We start from the raw sequence: 26,176 nt of genomic DNA, 5'->3' as shown, positions 1-26,176 counted from the left end.
GGGAGGACAGGAACTGAGCAGTGATCGAGAGTCGGTCTGCTGATCGTCCGTGGTCGAAACTGGGCGAACCGAATCGACACGGTAGAGGGGGATAATGAGAGTCAGGACGCTTGCGGAATACGCGTTGGCCATCGTACTCGTCGTACTGGTCATCTCACTCGGTGTGGGCTACCTACTCGGACAGCCAGTGTTGTTCGCGTACGTAGAGACCGGGAGCATGGAGCCGACGCTGAACGCCGGTGATGGGTTCGTCGCCATTCCAGCGGCCGTCGCCGGTGAGATAGAGCAGGGCGACGTCGTCACGTTCGAAGCCGAGGAGCTTCACGGCGGACGGCCGACGACCCACCGCGTGGTCGGGACGCAGGGGAACGGCTACCTGACTCAGGGTGACGCCAACCCGTTCCCGGATCAGAGCCGGAACGAGCCGCCGGTGACGGACGGCCAGATCCTGACCGTTGCGCTCACGATGAACGGGGAGGTCGTCCGCATCCCCCACCTCGGGACGGGCGTGATGGCCCTCCAGAGCGGCATCGACCGGGTGGAGGGGACGATCGCCGGCCTCTTTGGCTGGCAACAGGTCGGCTCCGACGAACTGACGTACGTGTTGTTCGGTCTCGGGGTCGTGTTGTTCGGCTCGAGCATGCTGACAGGGAGGGGCAAACGCCTGCGAACGGGATCGGACGAACGATCACGAACTCGATCCACCGGAATCGACTCCAGGTACATCCTCCTCGCGTGCGTCCTCCTCCTGTGTGCCGGTGCGACCGCAGCGATGGTCGTTCCCGTGGGAACCGAGAGTTACGGCATCGTCAGCACCGACGGGAGCGGCTCTGCGAACCCGACGATCATCCCCGTGGGGGAGACGGACGAGTTCGAGTACACGATCCACAACGGTGGAGTCGTCCCTATCGTCTCCTATCTCGAGCCCCGCAGCAGCGGCATCGAGACGGACATCGAGCCACACAGACTGTCGGCCAACGAGTCGGTCAATTCGACGGTAACCCTCCACGCGAACGACGAAACCGGCTACCACGTCGAATCGATGACGGAGTATCGGTACCTGCTGGTTCTGCCGCCGACGGTGATCGGCGCGTTGTACGCGATCCACCCGTGGACGCCCTACCTGGCCGTCAATGCCGTCGTTGCCACACCGCTGATCGTCAGCTGGACACTGTTCGGCGGAACCAGTCACAGGATTCGACTCCGACAGCGCACGCGATCTCGAACCGGCGGCTTCTTTGACTAATTCACACACATGACACGCTCTACAGCATCCACGACCGACGAACTATCCGACGACGACCGTCGACGCATCCGCCTTCGCCAGTTCCTCGACCGGCGATTCCTGCTCGTGATCGGGGTGCTCCTCGCGACAGTCATGGCGGGTGGGTGGCTCGCGTACGAACCACACGTAGACCCGGCACTGACCGAGGAGGAGCAGACGATCGACACGTGGGTCGAACAGCCGACGCTCAGTCATCAGGCCGAAGTCCAGCGGCCAAATCCCGTGTTCAGCGACGGCGAGGTGCTGCGCAACCAACCGTTGTACTACACACGGATCTCGCCGACACTCGAGGGGACGTACGCGTACGCGTACGACGCTCCGGACGGGGAGTTCGACGTCGACGTCGATATGTCCCTGTTACTCCAGTCGGTCGACGACGACGGCAACGCGTACTGGAGCGAGCGAGAGCCCCTCCGACAGGACGCCGTCGAAGGGCTGAAACCGGGTCAAGAGATGCAGCTCTCGTTCGACGTCAACGTAAGCGACGTGGAATCCCGGATCGAGGCGATCGAAAACAGTCTTGGGGCCAGTCCCGGTACCAGTGAAGCCACAGTCGTGGTTACCACGAGAGTCGCCGGAACGGTGAACGACGAGCCGGTCTCGAATAGACACACCGCGGCGTACGTCCTGGAGACGGGCGGCTCGACGTACGGCGTCGAGACCGACACCGAAAACGTCGGTGAGCACGCGTTCACCGAGTCGTTCGAGGTTGAGCAGCGCTACGGGCCGCTCCGGTCGTACGGCTCGCTCGGACTGATGCTGTTCGGATTGGTGGGTATCGCCACCCTCGGCTACGGTCGACACACGGGATGGATTACCGTCACCAACGAAGAACGCCAACTGTTCGAGGCGGTCAGCCAGCGCGAGGCGTTCGACGATTGGATCAGTACCGGCCGGGTCGGGGAAGCCGATCTCGAAGGGCCGCGCATCGACATCGACTCCCTCGAAGGAATCGTGGACGTCGCCATCGACTCCGACCGACGCGTGATCGAGGACAGGCGGCGGGGGGCTTACTACGTCGTCGAAGGGGACGTCTATCACGTCCACGAACCCGATTGGCGCGAGACCTCTGGCGGAGACATCGAAGACACACCGTCCAGGGAAACGGCCCCATCTACCGAAAGTGAGCGGGCGGGCGAAACCGGGACTGCCATCCAGGACGAGAGACTCGAGTTACTCGTCGATTCCGTCCCGGGAGACGGTTCAGGCGGCCAGATGCTCTTTCAGGATGATACCGTCGATCGTCACGACGAAGCCACCGATTCCGACGACTGGGCCGACTCGATCGCTACCGTCGGAGACGAAGACCGCGACGGCGCCCACCGTTCCGATACCGAGGTTCCTGACGACAACGTCGGTACCACGGAGACCACCGTCGAAGCGGGTGACTCGGATGAACCGGTCAATGATGGGGAACCACTCGAGTAGCCACTGACCGTCAATACCATTCGAACATAAAACGAGTCTGTGATCGGAGTGGCAATCTTTCATTTGATACCTGGACTCGCCGCGTTCGGTGGGCAGGGTTCACCGCCGCCATATACAAATCGTGTCCTCCGCACAGCACCCGGTTTCGACCGCTGGAGCAGGGCCGACGATGTGGTCGATCGTACGTACCAAGGCTCGGACACCCCCAATACTCGAGCCAGTACAATCTCCGTTGACCCGAACGCCTGCTACCGATTTCTGGCTACTGTTGCTACGACTGTTCCTGTCAAGGCGTACGGAAACGTCGACGTGTACCGCCGCAAGCGAGCGTAGAACTGGGACATGGTGGGGACACCATCCACCAATCCCTCGTTGTCGGTGCCCGTTTTCATCGCCAATTCAGTGCCCGAGTGAACAATATCAGGGTACCCTCGGGTCGAAAATAGACAATTTGTGAATACATACGGGGGCTGCAAGCAACGGCCTGGAGTAAGAGGTTCGGGCGCAATAGACCCGTGCCTCGGAGCAAGACTATGAAACGACGAAACTTCCTGGTCGGCGTTGGCGGAACAGCACTCGGTGGAAGCGCACTGCTCGGTACGGGCGCGTTCTCTCGAGTCGAATCGACTCGTGCGGTGAACATCGCGGTTGCGACGGACGAGGATGCCTACCTCGGACTCAAGCCTCTGGACACGCCCAACAGTCAGAACTACGTGGCGCTCGACGAGAACGGCCACCTGTACGTCCAGATCGACGGCGAGGGAGATCAGCAGGACGTCGGCGGTGACGGCCCCATCGGCGAAGGCGTCAATTCGAACTCCCGAACCTGGTTCAACGGCATGTTCGAAATCTGTAATCAGGGGAAAGACGAGGCGCTCGTCTACATCGACGTTGGCGGCCTGGAGTTCCACTCGAGTTCCAACGACGGAATCAACGACGCGGGCGAGCCGGTCGCAGACGTTCAGGTCACCAACGAAAACCTGGAGATTTACGACCAGTCGATCATCCGCGATGACGACGACGGATGGGTTCACGGCCCCGGTGCCGTCGCCCTCGACGTCGGGGAGTGTGTGACCGCATCGATCGTCACCAGCACGTTCGGTATCGACGCGACCGCGGGCGAACCGCTAGTCAGTGGGGACGCCGTCGTCACTGCCATCTCCGACGGTGCTGGCTCGGTGCCCGAGTAACTCACCGCTCGAGAAACGACTGACAATCAATTCATTATGAAACGAAGACAGTTTGTAATGGGGGTGGGGAGTGCCAGCATCGGAGGCAGCGCCTTACTCGGAACCGGCGCGTTCAGCCGGGTCGAATCGAATCGATCGGTGACGATCGCAGTCGCGGAAGATCCGGACGCGTACCTCGGGCTCGACAAGTGTGGCGGTCACGACAATCCGACGCCCAACGGGAGTTACGCACATCTCGACGACAACGGCCACCTCGAACTCCTCATGAACGAGGACAACCCGACCCACAACGGGGAACAAGCCGAGTACCTCGGGGCCGGTATCAACTCGAACTCAACGACGTGGTTCGACAACGTCTTCCAGATCTGCAACCAGGGGAAAGAAGACGTCTGTGTCTGGATTTCGGACAGCGAGTCGTGGCCGCGCGTCGACGAGGGACAGTACGAGGGTGAACGACGCGTCGAGTTCTACCTCGGCGACGACGACGATCGGTCGCTCATCGGCGAGGAGAACGCCTACGAGTTGGGACTCGGTGACTGCATCTGCGTTGGCCTGCGGGTTCGATCCTACGACCTCGTGGAGGCCGACGAACTACTCGAGGATCTGGAGAACACGATCCAGATCAATGCCGACGTCGACGGGGTTTGCTTCGAGCGACCACCACTGCCGGAGTGTCCGTTCTACGGCACTACGATGGAGGATCCGACGGAGATCCACGAGATCCGGTACGACGCTGCCAGCGATGAAATTGTCACCGAAACGGTCGGTAACATCGGCAACATGAGCCCACACGACATCGCGAGGCCGAACGGACTCGCGTTCGACGACGAGAACGACGTGTTCTACTTCGCCGAGGACTTCGAGGGCACGGACGGCGTCCTGTTCACGATGAACGAGGACGGTAACATGGGTCTCGAGGAGTACGGCGATATCACCACCGGCGGTGCAGGTATCGCCGGGGCTGCGTTCTGGGACGAAATGGGCGAGTACCTGTTCATCGAAGAAGGAGGAGACGAGCTCAAGGCGGCGAAACTTGATGGGGTAGGCGGTGTGGATACCAGAGTCGTCGTCGACCTGGACGAAGATGTCGCCGCAGATATCGGACTGGGCGACCTGGCCATCGATCGAGACGCCGCAACGTTGTACGTCAGCACGGCCTCGTCGGATCGGGGAACCACGCTCTTCAGCATCGACCTCGATGACACCGACACGCAGGAACTGATTACGGACGGTTCCGACGAGGACTATGCGACGAACAAGCAGCTCGCGTTCGACGACGACGGCGTTCTCTGGGCCCACCACGCCTGGGACGGTGACTGGTGGACGGTCGACCTGGAGACCGGTGCCCACAATGAGGACGATCCAGTGGCGAACACACAGGGATACTCGGATCTCGCACGGTGTGGGTTCATCGACGGCGAATAACGCCAGCGGATTCGGTCGATTTTCGATTATTTTCAAATCACTCGAGTCGGTACCGGGAGTGCTGTGTATCCAAACGAACTACGTATACACCGCCCGGGTCGAACGGCGTCAGCAGGTTCGTGAGCACGATCCCCCCGAGCGTCCATAACCACCTGAACTCGCTCGAGGGGACAAACGTGACGGGGCAGACGTGCTCGAACCCGCCGGTTCGCACTACTCGAGTGAGATGATGGTCACAGTGAACGGGCAGTTCCCCCGTACGGCCTCACCGGTTCCGTGAGGGGACGTCACTGCTCGATCATTCGAGGTCGTTCGTCCGTCAGTTCGACGGCACCGCTGACACACTCCTTCTTGAGGAAGTACCAGTAGACGCCCCTTCCGTCACACTGCGTGCAGTGATAGTACTCCTCGAGGGTTCGGACGTCACCGTCGCGACATTTCATAGTACTCTCGGTGATCTGGAGGAACTGGGACGTCTGGCAGTGTGAACAGACGATCACGGTCGGTCACCTGCCGCCCGGCGATCCCTCACAGCGTTGTGACTCCGCCGTCCTTCGCCGACATCGAGCTCGAATTGTCGAGCGTATTGTTCCATCCCAGTCGTCACCCGTCGGTTGATCGAAAGAGGAATTCCCAGGTCATATCTATAGACTTCGTACCGGTGTACAACCTCGAGTTTCGAGTCTCGTCCGTGCCAACCAGGTCGTCCGAGATCAGCGACGACCAGGGATCAAATTCGAGGGATTGTGTACACGATTCAATCCTCGAGACAGTCGCCACATCGACGGCCAAAGTCAGGTTGTACCCGGACACGGTGTGGTTGGTGGACGGACAACGAGTGCATCCATACGTCGCGTGAAATCCTCTACCGAGTATCCGCGCTCAGGCGTGGGGGAATACCATGGAACGAAGAAAATTTTTGATGGGCGTCGGCAGCGCCTCGCTCGGGGGGAGTGCCCTCCTCGGAACCGGGGCGTTCAGCCGAGTCGAATCGAATCGAAACGTCACGATTGCGGTGGCCGAGGACCGGGATGCGTACCTTGGACTCGACAAGTGCGGTGGCGATCAGCCAACTCCCAACGGGAGTTACGCACACCCCGACGGGAACGGCCACCTCGAGATCCTGATGAACCCAGATAACCCAACGATCGGTGATTCACCGCTCGGTGACGGGGTCAATTCGAACTCCCGAACGTGGTTTCACAACGTCTTCCAGATCTGCAACCAAGGGAAAGAAGACGTCTGTGTCTGGATTTCGGACAGCGAGTCGTGGCCGCGCGTCGACGAGGGACAGTACGAGGGCGAACGCCGCGTCGAGTTTTACGTCGGCGACGACGACGAACGATCGCTCATCGGGGAGGAAAACAGGAGGAGTCTCGAACTCGGGGATTGTTTTTGTGTCGGAATCAAGACGCGCACGCACGGGTTGTCCGAGGGCGACGAACTCCTAGAGGCGCTCGGAAACAGTATCGTCATCAACGCCGACGTCGACTGTCCCGAGCCTAGAAACGGTGACGAACCGTCGGAGTGCGGCGTCTGTGGTCCCGAAGGGGATGTCGGCCGCTTGAGCCACCTGACCATCGAGAATACCGGAACCGAAACTAAGTCGATCCAGGTCGAGCAACGAGCGACTGGGGGGCCCAACAACTGGGAGGAGCTATTCGACGACGACGTCGATGCAGGGGGCACGTTTACACTGGATCTTCTTACGCAAGGAGCACCAGAAACCCGGTTCTACGTCGATGGGGAGGGAATCAGCGTGGTTCAAGACGGAGAAGAGGATCCCGATGATGAGTTCCACGTGAGTTGCTCGAGAACCGTCGAAGTTGGCCAATACCTTCACCCGGATGTATTCCCGGGGAACGAACTGCAAATCGTTTCCGGGGGGAGAGAAAGCACAGGCTCCGGGACGTTCACGCAGATCTGTTGAGGACGATAGCCCAAAACTAACGGTTATTTTTTCGATACAGCACCGTTGAGACACCGTACAGCTACCGTTCCTCCGCAAAAACGAATCAAAGTGCGATACCTGTCAGCTACAAGCGACCGTAACCGATAGGCAACCGAAAAACGGCAGATAACCGAGAGACACCTCAGCAGATGCCAGGATCTTCGGGGATAGAATCGACCATCATATTCACTGATACTAACTCGACGCCATCTTCGTCAGTGAACGCGACTTCGATTTCCAGCATACCTGGCCCGTCAGCAGTTAGTTCGAGGCCATCCTCCCACGTTTCGCCTTCACCAGATCCGAGTTCGAGTTCGCCATCGGGCAGCTGGTGATCGATCGAGACGCCACCACTGATGACATCGATCTCGAAGTCACCCTCGATCGTCTCACCTCCTTGGTTCTCGAGTTCGACCTTATAGGACGACGACTGACCGTCACCAAGTGCATTGACGCCGGTGATGGAAAGCGCGACTTCGCGCGGAACCAGTACCTGGTCGCCGCCGAGGGCCGCTGCATGACCCTCACCGGCCGACGTGGAGTCAGTGTTCCACGCTAACACCTCGAGGAAATCGGGGTATTCGGTGTAGACGTCGTGCCAGCAGCACCAGCTCTCCCAGTTGTTCATACCACTTCCATCAGGCCCGGCATCGAGGCCAAGCTCTTCGCCGGCTTCGGTGATTTCGATGGTGTCGGGTGCATCACCGTAGCCTGCGCCATCGATCCCGAACAGTCCATCGAACTGCCCAAGTGGACCAAGGAAGCCAGCCGGGTCGTCCAGCCCATCCTGGGTTTTGACGAGCAGGCCGCCTCCAGCATTGACGAAGTCAGCGATGTCGTCAGAACGATCGATCAGTACCTCGTTCTGACTGTTGGTGAGGCCGTTACCAGATCCCCAGCCGAGTTGGTCGTCTCCACTGACGACCCCGAGCATAGCGTAGTTGTCGAAGTCGACTGTTTCCATCTCGTCCTCTTCGTACACGAAGTCTACGTCTTCGTCGACCTGTGGATCCTTGCCAACATCGCCCTCCCAGTAATCGATGATATTCGAGTAGGAGGTAGGGTTCCCACCCAACACGAGTATTCCGTCCTGCCCATTGGTGACATCGTCGAGTAGTGAGGCAACCATCTCGGCATGCTCTTCCGGTGGTCCGTGACCATCACTCCCGGGTGCCAACTCCGAATCCAGCCCCATAACGATGACTGGCCCACCAGCCTCGTCCCTCTCACCGATTTCGTCCCAGGTCGCTTCTTTCGGTTCGACACACTCGGGTGGGGCATCCGGATCGGGACACTCCACGTCCGCCACCAGCGTGATCGTATCTTCGAGATCATCGAGGAGTGCCGCTTCGTCGTTCGCGTTGATCCCGTGGGTGTTCGTCCGGATCCCGATACAGTAACACTCGCCGAGTCTGACCGCTGTGGCGTTCTCGGCACCGAGTATCGACGCCTCTTCATCGTCCTCGAGGTAGAAGTCGACCCGTGGGTCACCCTCGTACGGGCCGCTCTCGACGACCGGCCAGTTGTCGTCCCGCTCAATCCAGACGCAGGCGTCTTCTTTCCCCTGGTTACAGATCTGGAAGACGTTGTGAAACCACGTTCGGGAGTTCGAATTGACCCCCTCACCGGCGTTCGGATTCTCCGAGATATCGACGTACAGGTGCCCATTATCGTCTAATTCGACGTAGTTGTCCCCGTGTAACGTCTCACACTCGTCCAGTCCGAGGTAGGCGTCAGGATCCGCCGCGACCTGAATCGTGACGGCTCGGTTCGATTCGACTCTGCTGAACGCGCCGGTGCCAAGCAATGCACTTCCGCCGAGGGAGGCACTACCGACTCCGACCAAAAATTTTCGTCGCTCCATAGTTTCGTTGGTTTGCGCACCCGTCTGCCGCTGTCGGGCAGTGGATGTACGAAGATGCAACAATATGCAGCAACATGTGTATTGATAATATACTAATCAGACATGGAATATTGGAAATCTACATCGAACAATTATTTTCCGCAATGGTAGATAGATGACCAATAGAAGACGAATTCGCGTCGGCTGAGAGCCGCTCTGTGAAATAGATCCCCAAGCGATCAGTGACGACCTCGAGTTGCCAGCAGGGACGGGCATCTGCCAGAGAGACAGCAACCGCCTGCCACGACCCCGCTCCGCACGGCGCGTGACCAGCAACTCACTCGAGAAGAGCAAAAAACGATGAACACGGTGACCTGGATGGAATGCCTCCGCCCCATCCGAACACTTCCAACCCAAACTGCACAGGGTGGTGATCCGATGAGGGGGCACAACCCGGTCACTCGAGTTCTCTCGCTCTGCATCGATCGGTTACAGCTCGAGGTTGTCTCGTATAGATCACGTGCAACCGTTCGTTGTACACTGGGCTACGAGATTATGACCAAGTACTTCGAGAAAAAAGGGTACCCAAGCGGTTGGGGAAGCCGTGGAGGGGGACATGAAACGACGGAGATTTATTGTCGGAACGGCGGCAGCTAGCATCGGTGGGAGCGCACTCCTCGGGAGTGGTGCGTACTCGACGGCCAAATCACAGCGAGAGGTCAGAATACGGGTCGAGGGCGACGAAGATGCGTACCTTTCGCTAAAGTACGCCGATGTCGAACCCGTGATCGAGTGTACACACACGGTCGACCTCATTACGATCACTAATCAGCTCAAAGCCGCGATTACCGCGCTCGACGTTGAACTCGACGTGTCCAATGACGACGTTCGCGTCGGGGGTCTCACGTACCCCGACACCCTGGGGATCGGGGAGTCCGGGGTGGTTTCCGTCGACGTCGACTGTACCGCCTCCAACGTACGCACGACGACGATCACCTTCGGCGTCGAGGCCGCCGGAGAGGAGTTCTCGGTGGAAACGGATCGTGACAGGCAGATCGAGGTCTCCTGTGAGTGCCCCTGCGAATCGGAGACTGCCTGGGTTGACGGCGAACCATACTCGAGTGACGGCACCGGAAGCTGGGCCACGTATACACCGTGGGTGGACGGGTCGACTCACGACCTCCTCGCTGGACAGACCAGTAAGGCTGGAACCGTGACGTTCGACGATTCATCCGATGGGGTCGTGGAGATCGGCATCGACTTTCACGACGGGTGGTCGCTACAGGACGGCGAGGAAGCGATCAAAATCCAGGGATACGACGAAGCTCCATCGGGTAACCCCGCACCCGGTCTGTTCTCGACGTACAAAGGCCGCGAAACGGGTGTCTCCGTCGAACGATATCCCTACTACGGCATACACGTGGACGCAGAGTACTGTGGGAGCAACTAACCGAATGGACGCCCCACCATCCGTCCAGTTCCTTCCTGGACGTCCGCTCTGGTTCGGTTTTACCGGCACGATTACTACCAGACCTTACCGAACGGTGACGCACACTCAGCGTTCACGCCGTTGAGGGACGCCAAGGAGGGGTGCCACGTCTTCGACGGGCTCGAGGTCGAGTTCGAATTCACCCGTTACACCTCGAGCGTCGTGCAGCGACCGCGATCAGCTCGAGACGCTGACCACCGCTGTGTCGTCCAACTCGTTTGGCGTCGATTCGACGTTCAGTGAGGCGAAAAAACTGCCTTCCCGTTCCACCGAACAAAATACCCAGTCGTCGCCGACGGGTTACTGCCCGTCGACGGCCTCGAGCGACGTCGGATCGACCCACTCGAAACGGGTCTCTTCCGGTGACACCTCGAGACCATCGGTCGGGTCTGCAGTCTCTTGACCGACCATCCACTCGAGATCGACGAACGCCTCGTCGAGCGCCTCGACGATCTCCTCGTCGTCCGAGGAGGGATCCGACGTCGTACCGCCCGCTTCATCAGCGGTGGTGGACACGTCGGAGACGTCACCGAGGAGCGACTCGAGGTCGCTATCGGTCGGTTCGAGGGTCTCGAGTGGCTCTTCTTCGTTGATCTGCGCAGGAGGAGTCCCTTCCCCGGCGGCTATTTCGGTTGCAGTCGCTCGGTTCCGCTCGGTCGTCGTGGTTTGCCCATTGGTCGTGTCGTCGTATCCGATGACGGATCGGACGCGATCGAACGTCCCCCCAAGCCTTCCCCAAGACATAGCCGATCGTTCGGCCACAAGTGTTATAAACTACGTTGGCAGTTCATCAGTCGTTCCGACCCCCTATCGCTCGTAGCCAGCTTTCAGGCGGCGCGTGTTTTCTCACAACATTCGATAGCACGCGCCCAACGTCCAATTCCCACCGGAAGAACGGATCGGATAGCTGCACTCGTGCCGCTCGAGTCTTCCGCAATCGTCGGCTGGTGTTTCCACCGTCACCGATACGACCCGCTGAACACCCGAGCGCCACACGCCGTACAATCGACGTTCACGCTCGTGAAATCGCTCGAGCAACACGACTTGCGGACGTCCTCGACGGGGTCGAGGGTGGCGTCACACGTCGGACACTGTTCGAGAAACGCCCGCATTCCGGCGATCAGTTCCGTTCGAGTCCGATCACCCAGTTCGTCCCACTCGGGAATCCGTTCGCGGAGCGTCGGCTCGACGGCGAGATCGGCGTAGAACGCCGCATCGGAGGGCCATCGCCCGATCGGCGCTCCCTCGAACGAGACGACGAATCGATCGCCGTCGGGCTCAATCGTGAGAGCATCGGAGGGTACCTCGAGTACCGCGGCGAGCTGTGCGGTCGCGTCTCCCCCATCCCGGAAGCGTCTGATGTGTCGCCACCACGCGTCTCGGAAGGGTCGGGTGAGCTGGATGTCGTCCCCTCGTGGATCCTCCTCTACGATGTCGCTGGAGAACAACAGTTTCTCGACGTCCACCGCCTCCGAGTCGTCGTTCGACTGAACAGGGGTTGCGTATTCATGGGCAGAATCAGGGTCGGCCGGCTCGAGTACCTCGCCTTTGTCGAACCAGGCGAGAACGCGCTCGGGAAGGTATCTGGCGGTCAGTGCCGGCGTTCCCGGGATGAGATAGCCCCGAACGTAGATGACGACGGCGCACGCCAGCAAGGTGACGATTCCCGCGGGAATCCACAGTATTGCGGCGGCAACGGCAATCACACAGGCGATGACCGCGTTGACGATCGTACACGGGAGGCACCTGTTGGCTCCGGTGTACTCCGATGCTCTGAGCCGATCAATCGTTCGCGTTGGTGTCCCCATTGAGGAACCCGTTTCGGGTCGGGATACTAAGGTATAGAGAGGTTGTACCGGTGAAACCCGGATGTTAGCTTCAGTTATCCGGCGAGACGCGCGTCCAGAACTGTACGTCAAGGGAGCAACGGTCGACGTCAACTTCGAAATTCGACATTGTTCCGTCTACAACAGGCGTATTACCATACCCCTGGAGTGTCACCGGCTCGATGGGGAACCCCACACGGGATGAAACGCCGTGGTAAACGAGAGCCGATTCCGCTGCTGCAATCCACCACCCACCATCGACACGAAATCGGCTTCGACACCGCAACACGCCGACGCGTTTCGACTCACCGGCATCTCGAGTGGAGTCGGTTCTCCTTCACACCATACCATAGTGATGACTGTGTGAGCCAGTACGATTTTACAGGCCACCTGAATCGTTCTCGAGGAGCTGTGACGGATGTTACTCGACTTGTAGCAGGGTCGGTCGAGAACTGGGGTCGGATAGTCGGATAGTCGGATAATCGAATAATCGAATAATCGACCCAGAAACGACAATGCACCGGCCACGAACCCTCCCCTACCGGCCGAACGGCTGGATAGAACGAACACATGCGAACGTTGGCGTGTATCGATCACTCGTTGGGTTAGTGCAACGTGACTATTACCATACCCCTGTGTTCGAAAGTGGCGGAGCAAGGGGGTGCACCGACACGTTCGCGTGCATCCGGGGGAACAATGCTAGCCAACGTACGACTGCTACAGGGAGGACGTCGACCACCGGGTGTGGTCACATGAAACGAGTCACTGGATTGTTGCTGACGGTCGTACTCCTGGCCGCCGGTATCGGAGCGACGAGTGCGGGCGTCCTTCCACCGGGTTTCGACGGCAACTCGAGCGAAGACGGGAACGACCGCGGGGTCGACACCCTCGAGGAGATCGACGACCTGATCGCCACCCCCAGTTCGGGGCCGAACGGCGACTACGTCGTGATCGACGAGGACGGCCACCTGATGATCGACCTGACCAGCGGGAACCCGAACACGGCGGTCGACGGCGTCCCACCGTCCGCGTTCACGGGCATCGACGACGTCTTCGAACTCGAGTACACCGGATCCGAGGGCACAACGGTCTGGATCGAAACCGACGACGAACGCCTCGAATTCCACACGGAATCGGGAGTGATCGGTGACGAGGAAAACGCCACCGTGCTCGGCCCGAACGAGCGCGTTGCCGTCGGGTTTTCGGTGGACAGCGAGGGCCTCGAGGCGGGAGATCAGATCGTCGGGACGTTCACCGTCCACGCGACCATCGCCGACAGCAGGGTGTACGTTGCCTCGCCGCGGGCGACGATCGAGATCGACGCGCCCGACAACGTCACCCGCGTCGTGACGATCGAACACGCCAGATCCCACATCGCGCTGACCGGCGACGCCCATGCGTTCCAGATCGGGTCGAACGTCATGCTCGAGGAACTGACTGTGCGCTTCAACGGTCGCGGCGATCCGACGTTCACGCTCGACGCTGCGGAGGTGGCCGAGCACGACCAGCGGCTGGAGCGGCTCCCGTCTGAAACTGGTACCGTCGAGATCGGTTCCTACACCGTTCGAAACGCGTCGGAGGCGGAGACGATCCGCGACGTCGAGTACCGATACGCGATCGATCGAGACTGGCTCAACGCGACCGGGGCCGATCCGGAGACCATCACCGTCCACAGCTACGACGAGGAAGCCGATCGCTGGGAGCCGAGTGATACGACGGTCGTCGACGAAACTGCGGAGGCGGTCGTCCTCGAGGCGAGGCTCGACGTGTTCTCGACGCACGCACTGACGGCCGATGCTCCGGTGTTGACCGTGACAGACCTTGCGCTCGAACCTTCGACGGTCACGGTTGGCGAGGCAGTCACCGTCACGACGACGATCGAGAACAGTGGCCGGGTGAACGGAACCGACGAGCTGGCGGTGACGGTCGACGGCGACGAACGCGAGACGATCGTGGCGAGTGTCGACGCCGGTGTGTCGGTCACTGAGACGTTCGAACTCACGATCGACGAGCCGGGCGAGTACGAGATCGGGGTCGGTGACGCCGAACCGGTGACGCTCACCGTCCTCGAGGCCGACGAACCGACGGCACCTGACACAGGTGGCGACGACGAGGAAGAAGAGGAGACGGTGGAAACCCCGGACGAACCGGACGAACGTGGCGAACCGATCGAGGAAGAGGGTGGATTCGGAGCGTTGGGGGTCGCGGGGCTCCTCCTGGCGGGTTCGATCGCCTTCGGAACGATCTGGCGGGTTCGACACTCGCGGTAGTCGGGGGCACGGGGTCGATAACGAGCGCTTCGGACGACGACTCGACGAGTTTCGACGATCGTCGGCATCGCTGATACCCGAATATAGGTGTCGATCGGTCGAGACAGACGGTCGTGTTCGTTCGCGACTCGGGAAGATTAAAAGACTACCCGTTCGAGTGGCGCATCCGGTGTCGTGGAGACCATAGTATTTGCTTACAATGCCCGTCAGCCCGTGGCCAGACTGCAGTGGGTAGTGTGTCTATCGTGGGGATCGAGAAGCGAATTAGGCGTGAACGGCCCGGTCATACGGACGGGTACAGGTTCCTCGAACGGTCTGTCAGTCGTTGACTGCACGTGAATGAAATATTCTTTCGATTTTTATAGCATTAACTAGTAGTATTTTCAGGTCAACTACCCCACCCTAAGCGCCTTCGGCGCTTTGAGGGTGGGGCTTGTCCGTGAACTCGGCCTCGAACCCGTCGGGGTAGCCGGTAAATCCGCGCTTCGGCGTCACCGTTCCAGACTTCAGGGTGAGTTGACTGTTGCCCGTCCGCCGAGACGACTGTTGGCCCCGGCGGACATACCGCATACCGATGTTCTTCGCCGCATTGTAATCGGCGTTCGCTTCCGACCCACACTTCACGCATCGGAACTCGTTACGCGACGAGCGATTCTCGCTTGCGGTAAATCCGCACTCAGAACACCGCTTCGACGTGTACGCCGACCCGACTTGCTTCACCGAGATACCGACGGCTTCGGCTTTGTACTCGACGTATTCGTAGAGCGTTCGGAACGCCCACTTGTGACCCCACGACGCACCGGTTCGGTCGCGGATATGGGTTAGGTTCTCGAACGCGATAACGTCACAGTCGTAGCGGAGTGCTTCATCTATCAACGCGTTCGACGCCCGGTGGAGAACGTCACGGACGTAACGAAGTTCCCGGCCACTCGACTGTACGAGTGTTCGGTGAGCACTTCGCGTTCCGGTCTGTTGCAATCCGGCGCGTACCTTCTCGAACTCGCGAAGCCGGTGGGTTAGCTTCCGCCCGCTGAAAAAGTAGGCGGTACTGGTAACGGCGAGGTTTTCGATACCGAGGTCAACCCCGAGAACCGTTCCGTCCTCGGCGGTATTTCGTTCGGTGTCGTTCTTGTACCGGCGGAAGCCGATATGCAAGAAGAACTCACCGTCGCGGGCAGTGAGCGTGCTTTCCGTAACGCTCCATTCGTCCGAGTCGAGGTACTGTCGCTGGTAGCCATCGTCGGCGTCGGGAAGGTCAAGCGGACACCGAACCCGACTTTCCGTAGTGGAGAGGGAGACAGTATCGTCATCAAACACCGTCATCGTCCGCGTATCGTACGTTACGGTCGGCGCGGTGAACGTCGGCTTGCTGACCTTCTTTCCTTTCGACCGGCGTTCGATACACCCAGTGATGGCTTCTGCAGCTTGGTGGGTAGCGAGGATCGCGTGCTGACTACCGAGGTTAGTATCTTCGCGCACAGCGTCGTAGGCGAGGGGTTGCACATCGCTCTTGGTGTTGCAATGTCCCCACGCGAGGCCTGTGGCGAGTTGGCAGCCCCGTTTCCACTCGGTGATGGTCTCTTCGAGCACGTCGCGTTGCTCGTCGTCTACCGAGAGGCGGGTGATTGCCGTCCGACGCACGTAGTCGTCTGCCACATATTCAATGTAGCTCCGTGGCTATGTATAGGCTGGCGTTTTGCACAGTGGTTCGAGAGACAGAGTCTCTCGTCATCACGAAAGGCCCGCCTTTCGAACGACTATACGAACGCGCTCCTCCCCTCCCTACCGCTCGCTTCGCTCGTGCTTGAGGAAGGGGACTCCGCGCTACCGTTTAGTTGAAGCGGTTGCTCACGTCTTTGCGGCGTTCGTTGAGACTCTCGCGGAGCTTTTCGAACTCCTCCTGAAGGTCGAGATCCTCTTCCTCCTGCAGGTACTTGATATAGAGCCCACCGATCGCGAGCCCCATCAGACCCAGCACCACCAAGATGAGGAGCCAGACCGGCCAGCCATCATCCTCGACTGCAGAAGCCATCTGGATCGCGAATTCCGTTTCCTGGCCGTCGACATCGACCTCCTGCGTGACCGTTTCATACCCGTCTGCAGTGATCGTTGCCGTGTAAACGTTGTTCTCGAGGTCGAACGTCGCAATGCCGTCAGCACCCGTCGTCACTTCCTCATCGCCGATCGTGACCGTCGCCCCTTCAATCGGGTCTCCATCGTTGTCCGTCACGGTGATCTCGACACGGTGTTTCTCACTCGGGTCGACGATTCGCACTTGGACGGTGAGCGTAGCGGTTGTGGTATCGCTTTCGTCCTCGTCGGTAACGACCGTCAACTCAACTTCGTATTCACCAGCATCGGGCGTGATCTCGAGTTCTTCTCCGTTACCGATCTTCTCATCATCGAGTTTCCACTCATAGCCAACGATCTCGCCGCTTCCGGGATCGGATCCTGCAGCCGACAGCGTTGCCGTGTCACCCTCTTCGATCGTCGAATCCGGCAAGATTTCGATGTTTGCGGTTGGGGGCGTCGTCTCCGGTGTCGTCTCGGTCTCCGCGACCGCGAAGTACGAGAACCGTGGCGTCTCCGCTTCGAGGATGATACGATCACCGGTCGTCCCAACAACCTCAGTCTCGAGCGCTTCCCACTCGCCGGCAGCCGCATCATACCGGAGGACGGTCAGCGCCCCTTGATCGACTTTGGTCTCATCGACCGTCGTCTTGTCGACGCGGAACTCGATCGTTCCGGGGGTATTTTCGTACCCTTCGGCGACAGTAATCGACTGGAGCGAGATAGTGTCATCCGGTACCGACGTGAGCTCTTCCGGTGGGTTCGAGAGATCGAAGCCCTGGACGAGCACCTCGATCTCGGTGTCGGTCTGCAAAGCGACCCAGCCGACTGGTGACTCCGGACTGAACCGCGCCGTTGGAAGGCCGGTCTTCTCGTCAACGGCCGCCACCTGCAGTTCGTCGAAGCTGGCGAACGGCAGTGGATCAACCGGCACTTCCGGTGGGCCAACCGGTGGGTCATCCGGCGGCCCCGGTGGCGCTGGTGGCCCTGGTGGAGGTGTCGTGTCCTTCTCTTCTTCGAGCGAGATCGTTCCCGTATTGGTCTGGAACGCATCGCTCGAGTCACCGGTAGCGACGTGTACCCAGCGATAGTCACCTTCAGACCAGTTCCCAAACGTCTCGACGTCGATCTCGGCGGTCGTTCCTGCGTCGGCAATCGCCGTCGAGGAGGCGTTGAGGACGACGTCGCCAGTGGCTTTCGTCTGTGGCCCATCGATGTCGGCGTCGACAGCATCACCGGCCTCGCTCGTGATGAAGGAGATAATGTCGCCGACGTGGGTGACGCCCGAGACCGATTGAGCACCAATATCCATCCCGAGGAACGAGACGTCGTCCTCGAGCGACTGGACGCCGTTTATCGACTCGATGTCGTGTTCGATCACGATATCGCTGGCCGAGAAGTCACCATCTATCTGATCGGTGATGTTGATGACGAAGTCGAGATACGTCTCTTCATCGTACAGAATCACCGTGTGATCGATCTCTCCCTCGAGGTCAGTAGCCTCGGCATCGAACGTGACGGTGTCCCCGGGGAGCACTCCATCATCGTCAACGGTGACCTCCGAAGGGTTTTCTTGGACAGCGAGGTGTTCGACGCCGACGATGGTCGTGTCGTCGATGATCTCGAGATCGTTATCGTCGACTGAAAGGCCATCCCCAGTCGCCACAAACAGGGCGTACATGCCCGCGCCTTCGTCCTCGAACTGGTACGTGAGTTCGCCATCCTCATCGAGTGCCTTCTTCTTCGGCTCGAGTGAGAACGAGACGTTCTCGTTGAGATTATCCAGGTTCTCCTGTGTGAACGCATCAGACAGGTCACCGTTGGACATCGGCAGCGCGCCCACATCCGCGTCATCGTGAAGTTTCGCGGTGAGAATCTGTACCTCGTCGTTCTCATCAAAGGAACTCGATGACTGAACGTTCGTATCGAAGTGAACCGGAACAGTCTTTCCCTGTTTGAAGACGGTTAGGTTTTGGCGGAATGAAGAATAATATTCATCGTCAGGGGCCTTCAGATCAGCCAAGAAGTCAACACTGACGGCACCCTCCGCGCTCGAATCAGCGCGGAGTGTCACCGCCGACCGATCCCAGACAGATACCTGATCAGTGATCGTTATTCGTTCATCGTCATCGATACTCGTCGAGTTCGCCATCGGTGTAGCTCCAATCGCTGCACCCGCGGTGCCCGCGATCGGAGAGATCACGAGCGCGAGAGCTACGAGAAGAACCACCCAGACACGTCCTGCACCTTTCATAGCTGAACATGAAACTCCCGAATCTTAACCTTTCGGGAGATGATATTCTCGAGTCAGTGCGTTTCGATTCTGTGGTGTGTCGTTCTCACACACCACTTCGTCACATTGAGTGTCATAGCAGCGTTCGAGGTGGGGTCGTCACCCACACGGAGTGATACATAGTGCGAGCGCATACCCGCGTCTTCAGGCGCGGGAGGAGGTCAAGTATATCTGCACCGAGAAGGGGTGAAGGGACGGTTAACTTTCAGTGGAAGGGGAACCCAGCAACCGGGCAACGAAGAGCAGGGCAAACAGACTCCCACCGATTAACAGCCATGAATTCCCGAGACCGTCGTCGTCGGTACCGTCATCACCCGTGCTTTCGTTCCGATCGATAACGGTTCGGTCGTCGGCATCCCCGTCACGTTCCTCATCGTCGTCATCGCTCTCCGTCACCGGTGCATCATCATCGGTCGGTTCCGTCTCATCATCACTCTCACCGTCGGTGTCGCCATCCTCGGAGCCCTCGTCACTCGAGCCATCGTCGCTATCTCCATCGTGATCAGTGTGGTCGTCGTCGCCACCCGAGTCATCTGAGTCCGAATCGTCCGCCGCCCCATCTGTGTCACCGTCGTCGCTTGCTCCGCTGTCTGACTCACCCGAGTCGTCTGAGTCGTCCCCTTCCCTCTCGTCAGCAGCGTCATCCGAGTCATCTGAGTCCGCATCATCATGGTCACCGGCATCGTCCGAGTCATCTGAGTCCGTAAACACAGTCAGCGTTCCCCCGTTGGTAACGGCGAGAGCGGAGTGATGGCCATCGGACGAATCACTCGAAATGCCACCGTATACGTCGTAGGTTCCACTCTCGAGTGAACCGGCCTCGAGCACGGTCGAGTAACTCCCCTCACCATCTCGATCGAGGGTGAGTTCGGTCACGTCATCGCCATCCCAGATCGCAACCGAGACGTCCGCAGGTTCCTCATCGAGCGCAGTTCGTTCGACCGTGGCTGTCACCTCGAGCGCGCTCGACGAATCGATTTCGTTCGGGAAGGAAAGCTCAAGATCGTAGCCTTCGACGACGACCGGGTATACTGCCTGTCTCCCCTCTCCACGAGGCTCGAGCGATAACAGATACGTTCCGGGGGCCAGCTCGGCTGTGTCGAGGTCGTCGTCGGCAGTACCTATCGTGATGTGTTCTTCATCGGCAGACCACCCCGCGTTAAACTCACTCTGTCCGTCCTGGTTGTAGAGAAAAATGCGATAGTCCTCCGCTGACGTCACCGTGATCGAGATCTGATCCCCAGGGGTGACGACGCCGACGCCTTCGATATCGTACTCGTCGCCGTCGATTTCAACAGACTGTGTAGGCGTCGAGATTCCGTCGTCGACTGTAAGCTCGTAGCCTGAACTGGCACCGACGAGCATTGCGAGTGAGAGGGCGACGACCAGCACGAACCCGAGGCCGAGGGCAACTATTCGAGGAGGGCTGTTCATACCCGTCACTCGCTCACGAGTGGATAAAATGTTTGTCCTGAGAGAGTGTCCATCTCGAGCGAACGTTCTCGAAGGAGGGTGGAGGCTCAAACGAGTGAGGGGACGGATCTAGGACAGATCCAATACTCAACGCGCCCAAGATCCGTAGTGGGTAGTTGACTACTGGAATGTAAATACAAGGTGGACTTTACAGACCGCTACCATTTTCTCCCCCAAGGTGTTCGTGAAAGTATCAAGCCAAAAGAATAACGTTGTTAGCCACTTCTCTGGTTGGATATGAACGAATGGTCTGCGATAGTTCTTGCAGCTGGGGAGGGGAGTCGGCTTCGACCGCTGACGAAACACCGGCCGAAGCCGATGTTGCCTGCGGCGACGAAGCCGATACTCGAGCACGTCTTTGATGCACTCATCGATGCTGGGGTCACGGAGATCACCGCCGTAGTCGGCTACCAGCGTTCACGGGTGCAGTCTCACTTTGGCCCGACGTACCGAAACGTGCCGATCAGGTACGTCACCCAGGACAAACTCCTCGGGAGCGGTCACGCGCTGTTAGCCGCGGAATCGGAACTCGATGGGCCGACGCTCGTTGTCTACGGTGACCAACTCGTCGACGTCAACATCCTCGATGACGTCCTCGAGGCGCACGAACGAACCTCACCAACAGCGACGCTTGGATTGATTCCGGCACGCGAAGTTGGCGAGTATGGGGGCGTGCTGTGTAGCGATGGGGAGGTAATCGAAATCGTCGAGAATCCCCTCGATGACCGTGAGTACTATCTCAACGCTGGAGTCTATGTCTTCGATGAGACGATTTTCGACGCGATCCGAGCGGTCGATCCGCGCGTCGGTGAACACACGCTCATCGACGCCATTTCGAAGCTGGTCGAGGGCAGTGCCGACGTTCGCGGCACGATTTCCGATGGCGTCTGGGTCGATGCGACGTATCCGTGGGACTTACTCCAAATCGCCGACGATCTCCTCGATGACCTTGTCGAAGGCGGGAACGAGATCTCCGCCGACGCATACGTCCACGAGTCGGCGACGATCGTCGATCCCGTCGTGATCACACCCGATTGTGTCGTCGGGCCAGGGGCCGTCGTCGGGCCAAACGTCTGTCTCGGTGAGAACGTGACCGTCGGGGCAAACACCACCGTAACACACGCCGTGATCGACTCAGATACGCGTATCGAAGCCGGGGCGACGGTTCGTGACTGTGTGACCGGCCGAGGCGCCCGGATCGGGCCCGCTTCGGCGGTCGTCGGTGGCCCGAGTGACGTCATGATAAACAATTCCGTCCACCGCGACGTCGAATTCGGGGCGTTGATCGCCGATCATGCACAAGACGAGGGCGGAGCCACGTACTGTCCGGGGGCGATCGTCGGTGCAGACGTCCACGTCCACGCCGGCTCGACCATCCGTGGGACGATCGACGACGACGTGGAGGTGCGTGGCTGATGTGTGGCATCATCGGCTTCGTTGGCCCCCAGGAAAGTGACGCCCTCGATGTCTTGCTCGACGGCCTCGCTGGACTCGAGTACCGGGGCTATGACTCGGCGGGCATCGCCCTCGCGAACTCACCGATCGACGTGCACAAACGCCAGGGCGAGGTCTCCTCTCTCGAGTCGGCACTCGCCGAGGCTGACCTCGCCAGCGAATCCGTCGGCATTGGCCACACCCGCTGGAGTACACATGGGCCGCCCTCCGATTACAACGCCCACCCCCATACGGACGCCGAAGGGCAGGTCGCCGTCGTCCACAACGGCATCATCGAGAACTACCAGTCACTTCGGACGGAACTCTCCGAGGGCGGCATTCACTTCGAGAGCGACACCGACACCGAGGTCGTCCCCCACCTGATTGCACAGGGGCTCGACCAGGGACTAGAGCCCGAGTCGGCGTTCAGGCAGGCGATCGAGCGACTCGAGGGGAGTTACGCCATCGCAGCCGTCTTCGAGGGGAGCGACACCGTGTACGCGGCCCGACACGAGTCGCCGCTCGTCCTCGGCATAGGGCAGGATGGGCACTACCTTGCCAGTGACGTGCCGGCGTTCATCGAGTACACCGACCAGGTGATCTACCTTGAGGACGGTGAGTTCGCGACGATCACGCCCGACCACGTGAGAATCACCGACGCGGCCGGCGAAACCGTCGAGACCACGGTCGAGACGATCGAGTGGGACGCCGAGGACGCCGGCAAGAGCGGCTACGACCACTACATGCTCAAGGAGATTCACGAACAGCCCAACGCCATCCGTGAGTGTCTCCGCGGGCGGCTTAACGAACTCACGGGCCGCATCGAACTCGAGGAACTGGCCGACCTCACCTGGGAGGGGCCGGTCACGCTCGTCGCGTGTGGCACCTCATATCACGCCGCAATGGTCGGCGTCACGCTGTTGAATCGGTGGGGCGTGGATGCCCGGGCCATGCTGGCCAGTGAGTTCGACGCCGCGAGCGTACCGCTGACCGAGTCGTCGCTCGTCGTCGGCGTCACCCAGAGCGGCGAGACCGCCGACACCATGCGTGCCCTGCGGGAGGCCAACCGTGCCGGGGCGACGACGCTCGCCGTCACGAACGTCGTCGGCAGTTCGGCCGCCCGCGAGTGTGATCACGTCGTCTACATCCGTGCCGGGCCGGAGATCAGCGTCGCCGCAACCAAATCCTTTGCGAGCCAGCAAGCTGCGCTCACGATGGTCGCAGCCGCACTCAGCGGCCGGCGCTCGCGTGAACTGGTGCAGTCGCTCCGCTCGATCGCCGACGCCATCCAGCAGGTGCTCGATACCTCGTGCGCCCGGGAGGTAGCCCAGGCGTATCGCGACGCCGACGCCTACTTTTTCATCGGTCGCGGGTTGCACTATCCCGTCGCCCTCGAGGGGGCGCTCAAGCTGAAAGAGATTACGTATAAACACGCCGAAGGGTTCGCCGCCGGGGAGTTGAAACACGGCCCACTCGCCCTCGTCGGCGAGCAAACCCCGGTGTTTGCGCTCGTGACCGGGGACGGCGACCGAGCCGAGAAGACCATCGGCAACATCAAAGAGGTCGAGGCCCGGGGCGTCCCCGTCGTCGCCGTCACCGACGGCCAGTCGGACGTCGAACGCTATGCCGATCACGTCCTCGAGGTGCCCGCCCTCAAGGGCATCGCGAGTTCGGTCGCCGCCAACGTCCAGTTACAGTTGGTCGCCTACTGGGTGGCCCATGAGTTGGGCCGCTCGATCGACAAGCCTCGACATTTAGCAAAGAGCGTCACCGTCGAGTGAGGGGGCCGTTCATCTGTGCTTGTACCGGTTCTGGTGTTGGACTGGGCCAACAGTCGACGGCAAACTCGTCGTCTCGGTGCCAGTGACATACACTCGTAGTTCCGGTGGAAAGTATAGAGACACAACCCAGTTGGCATTCGACGAGAGGTTCGCCACCGGTAGTGCACCGACAACAGGCGCCCGACCCGCTGGGGTGACTTCGCTGAAACACGCGCTGACATCGAGATTTTCACCCACGACACCGGAGGCGTCACAGTGAGTATTCAGTTCCGACTCACTCGGAAATTTCGATCTCCGTGACCGAGATATCGAAATAGACGAACTGGGCCGCCCGCACAAAGTCGAGTTCTTCGCCCTCCTCGACGAGAAGCCGTTCGTCGAAATAGATGGCTGCTCCCTGTTCAAGGGTAATCTGCTCAGCGATGACGGCCCCATACAGGGGCACGTCCTCTTCGAAGGCGACAGAACTCTCACGGGCGTCGATGAAGCCGGCGAACTCACTTCCGAGCGAAACGTCGTGGTTCCCCTCGACGACGAGTTGGATCGACGGTGACCGATACGGATCAGTCGGTCGGTGAATCTCCGCGTCCGGCTCAATCGTCACCTGCCCTTCAACATGCAACACGATCGGCCCGTCCGAGGTGTCCAGTTCCAACGTGGCGCCGTCAGCCACGTGGAGTTCTTCGAGGTGGTACACGCCGGAGCGGAGCGTACACATATCGCCGTCGTCAAGGCTGAGTTCATTGTTGTTGTTCGTGTGCTCGTCACACCCGTCGAGATCTCCAGTATACGTGAACTCATAGCTTCGATCGGCCTCTTCGGGGGCAATCTTATCGGTTGGCTTCTCGGCTTCAGGATCCGCGACGTGTTCGTGGATCTCGCCGATGACGCTGTCGTTATTGCCGTCGAACTCACCGCTCACCCAGACGTCGCCGGTGATATTCGCTTCGTCGTCCACGCTGATGTCGCCGCCAGCGACGCGGACGTCGCCATTGACCTGGCTCGACCCCTGAATCTCGACGACGGTGTTGTCCGATGACGGCTCGCCATGGGCATGAAGGTCGCCGTTGATCGTACCGCCATCCATGGTGAGACTCGCGTGATTCGCCTGTGAACCCGTATGGTTCACGTACACGGTTCCCACCTTCGCCCCACCGAGATCGATCCGATAATCGCTGTGTACCTCACCCGTCACGACCGCGGCATCATTGAAGTCGAGCGTATCTCCTTCTCCCGAGGAGTGCTGCCCTAACGTGTTGTACAGATCGCCTCTGAGCTCCACCTCCATGCTGATGGAGTTGGCCGTCCCCGTCCACGCGGCGATGGTGGCGCTGTCGGTAAAGTCCGTCGGCGTAGATCCATCCGACGGTGCCAGCTCCGAGTCGTAGCTGGTCACCAGCGTTCCGTTGGCGAAGTGGATCGGCTGGGAGCCGGCGTCATCGCTGCCGATTCTGGCCGAGTGAATCTCCGGGATCGCCTCGTCGATATCCACCTCGAGGATCATCGTCTGGGCCGCCTCATCCACGCGGACGGTGCCGATATGGCCCTCGCCCTCATCCGCGTAGGTAATCCCGTCCTGGGCGGCGAAGTAGTCCGCCCACCCTTCGTAATAAACGGACTCGATCTCAAGGGTCATCGGCCCACGGGGCAACCGATGTGGGAACATCTCCTCGGCGGTCAGGTTGTGTCCGGCCGAGCGCATCTGCAGGTCGGTCGCCGCCTGCCCCGTCCCCTGGAGGCGCTTGACGTCGAAATGAATGCTCGAGATGTCGCCCTCGGCAGTCTCGATTGCGATATCCGGGCTGCTCACCATCTGTGTCCGTCCGTCGGTGTGTCGCCAGACGCCCCCACCCTGGTAGGCGATCTGGGTACCCTCTCGCTCGTAGATGATCGAACCGAGTACGAACGAGGTCTCGCGCCCGTCGACGGTGATCGTCATCCTGCCGGCCGTTGGATCGGTGCGCGTCTCCGCAGCAACCGATTCACCCATTGTGACCGCCTGCACGTCACCTGGCTTGAGGGAGGCCAGCTCGCCTTTGATGTGCTGGAGCGACTGAGAGGCCGTCTCGTCCTGGCTCTGACCCTGAAGGTGGTCGAGGGCGCTGCCCCCCACGAGCGCAATGCCCACAGCGCTAATGACCACGAACCCCATCAGGAACACTACGCCCACGAGCTCCGATTGCCCGCGCTCTGTGGAGGCCGCTGGCGTAGGTGATGTGGCACGGCTCGTGGGACTCATTGGTGATACCTGGCTATCAGATGTTATGATTGTAACGGCCGGTGAGGTATTTTACGACCCACGTGCACTAGTAGTGAACGTTGCGGGTCGATTCTAAGACCGCCACTACGTTTCAGTATTGACCGCTTGTCGTTCTCACGTGAGTTGGCTCCTCCGGTGAATCGCTCACAAACACAAAC

Annotated in this window: 17 protein-coding genes; 9 read left to right on the top strand and 8 right to left on the bottom strand. The window is 60.0% G+C overall.

Annotated elements, in window-relative coordinates; translation table 11 throughout:
* Positions 1-94 precede the first annotated feature (94 nt).
* The 4 genes from NGM68_RS00875 to NGM68_RS00860 all read left to right on the top strand — a co-directional run bounded on the left by NGM68_RS00875 (position 95) and on the right by NGM68_RS00860 (position 5,328).
* The gene (locus NGM68_RS00875) at positions 95-1,246 is read left to right on the top strand and encodes a signal peptidase I (protein ID WP_252699777.1); all 1,152 of its coding nucleotides are present in this window, start codon (positions 95-97) and stop codon (positions 1,244-1,246) included.
* A 9-nt stretch (positions 1,247-1,255) separates the two neighbouring features.
* Complete coding sequence (locus NGM68_RS00870) at positions 1,256-2,713, top strand: DUF5305 domain-containing protein (protein ID WP_252699776.1); 1,458 nt, start codon at positions 1,256-1,258, stop codon at positions 2,711-2,713.
* Between the two features lie 533 nt (positions 2,714-3,246).
* The gene (locus NGM68_RS00865; RefSeq protein WP_252699775.1) at positions 3,247-3,903 is read left to right on the top strand and encodes a hypothetical protein; all 657 of its coding nucleotides are present in this window, start codon (positions 3,247-3,249) and stop codon (positions 3,901-3,903) included.
* A 57-nt stretch (positions 3,904-3,960) separates the two neighbouring features.
* A complete protein-coding gene (locus tag NGM68_RS00860) occupies positions 3,961-5,328 on the top strand; it encodes a DUF1102 domain-containing protein (RefSeq protein ID WP_252699774.1) in 1,368 nt (455 codons plus the stop codon).
* Between the two features lie 287 nt (positions 5,329-5,615).
* Here NGM68_RS00860 and NGM68_RS00855 read toward each other — a convergent pair whose 3' ends face one another.
* A complete protein-coding gene (locus NGM68_RS00855; RefSeq protein ID WP_252699773.1) occupies positions 5,616-5,828 on the bottom strand; it encodes a hypothetical protein in 213 nt (70 codons plus the stop codon).
* Positions 5,829-6,229: 401 nt separating this feature from the next.
* Here NGM68_RS00855 and NGM68_RS00850 point away from each other — a divergent pair, with 401 nt between their 5' ends.
* A complete protein-coding gene (locus NGM68_RS00850) occupies positions 6,230-7,258 on the top strand; it encodes a hypothetical protein (RefSeq protein WP_252699772.1) in 1,029 nt (342 codons plus the stop codon).
* A 163-nt stretch (positions 7,259-7,421) separates the two neighbouring features.
* On the opposite strand, the gene NGM68_RS00845 is transcribed toward NGM68_RS00850, so the two are convergent.
* Positions 7,422-9,125 (bottom strand): DUF1102 domain-containing protein, encoded by a 1,704-nt coding sequence (locus NGM68_RS00845; protein ID WP_252699771.1) that lies wholly within the window; start codon positions 9,123-9,125, stop codon positions 7,422-7,424.
* 613 nt (positions 9,126-9,738) lie between these two features.
* Here NGM68_RS00845 and NGM68_RS00840 point away from each other — a divergent pair.
* Positions 9,739-10,572, top strand: a complete 834-nt coding sequence (locus NGM68_RS00840; protein ID WP_252699770.1) for a hypothetical protein — start codon at positions 9,739-9,741, stop codon at positions 10,570-10,572.
* A 339-nt stretch (positions 10,573-10,911) separates the two neighbouring features.
* Here NGM68_RS00840 and NGM68_RS00835 read toward each other — a convergent pair whose 3' ends face one another.
* The gene (locus tag NGM68_RS00835; protein ID WP_252699769.1) at positions 10,912-11,355 is read right to left on the bottom strand and encodes a hypothetical protein; all 444 of its coding nucleotides are present in this window, start codon (positions 11,353-11,355) and stop codon (positions 10,912-10,914) included.
* Between the two features lie 215 nt (positions 11,356-11,570).
* Positions 11,571-12,419, bottom strand: a complete 849-nt coding sequence (locus NGM68_RS00830) for a DUF8054 domain-containing protein (protein WP_252699768.1) — start codon at positions 12,417-12,419, stop codon at positions 11,571-11,573.
* Between the two features lie 770 nt (positions 12,420-13,189).
* On the opposite strand from NGM68_RS00830, the gene NGM68_RS00825 reads away from it, so the two are divergent.
* The gene (locus NGM68_RS00825) at positions 13,190-14,707 is read left to right on the top strand and encodes a CARDB domain-containing protein (protein WP_252699767.1); all 1,518 of its coding nucleotides are present in this window, start codon (positions 13,190-13,192) and stop codon (positions 14,705-14,707) included.
* Positions 14,708-15,109: 402 nt separating this feature from the next.
* Here the strand turns inward: NGM68_RS00825 and NGM68_RS00820 are convergent, their stop codons facing one another.
* The 3 genes from NGM68_RS00820 to NGM68_RS00810 form a co-directional block, all read right to left on the bottom strand.
* Positions 15,110-16,363: an RNA-guided endonuclease InsQ/TnpB family protein gene (locus NGM68_RS00820; protein ID WP_252699766.1), complete on the bottom strand. Its 1,254-nt coding sequence runs from the start codon at positions 16,361-16,363 to the stop codon at positions 15,110-15,112.
* A 175-nt stretch (positions 16,364-16,538) separates the two neighbouring features.
* Positions 16,539-19,007, bottom strand: coding sequence for a PKD domain-containing protein (locus tag NGM68_RS00815; RefSeq protein WP_252699765.1), 2,469 nt, complete (start codon positions 19,005-19,007; stop codon positions 16,539-16,541).
* Between the two features lie 261 nt (positions 19,008-19,268).
* Entirely contained in the window at positions 19,269-20,504 is a 1,236-nt protein-coding gene (locus NGM68_RS00810) for a hypothetical protein (RefSeq protein WP_252699764.1), read from the bottom strand.
* Positions 20,505-20,780: 276 nt separating this feature from the next.
* On the opposite strand from NGM68_RS00810, the gene NGM68_RS00805 reads away from it, so the two are divergent.
* On the top strand, positions 20,781-21,959 hold the full coding sequence (locus NGM68_RS00805) for a sugar phosphate nucleotidyltransferase (RefSeq protein ID WP_252699763.1): 1,179 nt from the start codon (positions 20,781-20,783) through the stop codon (positions 21,957-21,959).
* Positions 21,959-23,758: a glutamine--fructose-6-phosphate transaminase (isomerizing) gene (gene glmS / locus NGM68_RS00800; RefSeq protein ID WP_252699762.1), complete on the top strand. Its 1,800-nt coding sequence runs from the start codon at positions 21,959-21,961 to the stop codon at positions 23,756-23,758. The genes NGM68_RS00805 and glmS overlap by 1 nt, the downstream gene beginning before the upstream one ends.
* 274 nt (positions 23,759-24,032) lie before the next feature.
* On the opposite strand, the gene NGM68_RS00795 is transcribed toward glmS, so the two are convergent.
* Positions 24,033-25,997 carry a polymer-forming cytoskeletal protein gene (locus NGM68_RS00795; RefSeq protein WP_252699761.1) on the bottom strand — a complete coding sequence of 655 codons (1,965 nt, stop codon included), beginning with the start codon at positions 25,995-25,997 and terminating at the stop codon, positions 24,033-24,035.
* Positions 25,998-26,176: the final 179 nt, after the last annotated feature.

This window comes from Natronosalvus vescus (genome assembly GCF_023973145.1).
In the GTDB taxonomy this organism is placed as follows: domain Archaea; phylum Halobacteriota; class Halobacteria; order Halobacteriales; family Natrialbaceae; genus Natronosalvus; species Natronosalvus vescus.
This window is presented reverse-complemented; position numbering and strand designations above follow the sequence as displayed.

What these genes read in the sequence shown, in the direction of transcription:
- glmS (WP_252699762.1), top strand. Translation starts at nt 21,959, where the DNA reads ATGTGTGGCATCATCGGCTTCGTTGGCCCCCAGGAAAGTGACGCCCTC.
- NGM68_RS00810 (WP_252699764.1), bottom strand. Translation starts at nt 20,504, where the DNA reads ATGAACAGCCCTCCTCGAATAGTTGCCCTCGGCCTCGGGTTCGTGCTG.
- NGM68_RS00870 (WP_252699776.1), top strand. Translation starts at nt 1,256, where the DNA reads ATGACACGCTCTACAGCATCCACGACCGACGAACTATCCGACGACGAC.
- NGM68_RS00830 (WP_252699768.1), bottom strand. Translation starts at nt 12,419, where the DNA reads ATGGGGACACCAACGCGAACGATTGATCGGCTCAGAGCATCGGAGTAC.
- NGM68_RS00840 (WP_252699770.1), top strand. Translation starts at nt 9,739, where the DNA reads ATGAAACGACGGAGATTTATTGTCGGAACGGCGGCAGCTAGCATCGGT.
- NGM68_RS00850 (WP_252699772.1), top strand. Translation starts at nt 6,230, where the DNA reads ATGGAACGAAGAAAATTTTTGATGGGCGTCGGCAGCGCCTCGCTCGGG.
- NGM68_RS00835 (WP_252699769.1), bottom strand. Translation starts at nt 11,355, where the DNA reads ATGTCTTGGGGAAGGCTTGGGGGGACGTTCGATCGCGTCCGATCCGTC.
- NGM68_RS00805 (WP_252699763.1), top strand. Translation starts at nt 20,781, where the DNA reads ATGAACGAATGGTCTGCGATAGTTCTTGCAGCTGGGGAGGGGAGTCGG.
- NGM68_RS00795 (WP_252699761.1), bottom strand. Translation starts at nt 25,997, where the DNA reads ATGAGTCCCACGAGCCGTGCCACATCACCTACGCCAGCGGCCTCCACA.
- NGM68_RS00875 (WP_252699777.1), top strand. Translation starts at nt 95, where the DNA reads ATGAGAGTCAGGACGCTTGCGGAATACGCGTTGGCCATCGTACTCGTC.
- NGM68_RS00865 (WP_252699775.1), top strand. Translation starts at nt 3,247, where the DNA reads ATGAAACGACGAAACTTCCTGGTCGGCGTTGGCGGAACAGCACTCGGT.
- NGM68_RS00825 (WP_252699767.1), top strand. Translation starts at nt 13,190, where the DNA reads ATGAAACGAGTCACTGGATTGTTGCTGACGGTCGTACTCCTGGCCGCC.
- NGM68_RS00860 (WP_252699774.1), top strand. Translation starts at nt 3,961, where the DNA reads ATGGGGGTGGGGAGTGCCAGCATCGGAGGCAGCGCCTTACTCGGAACC.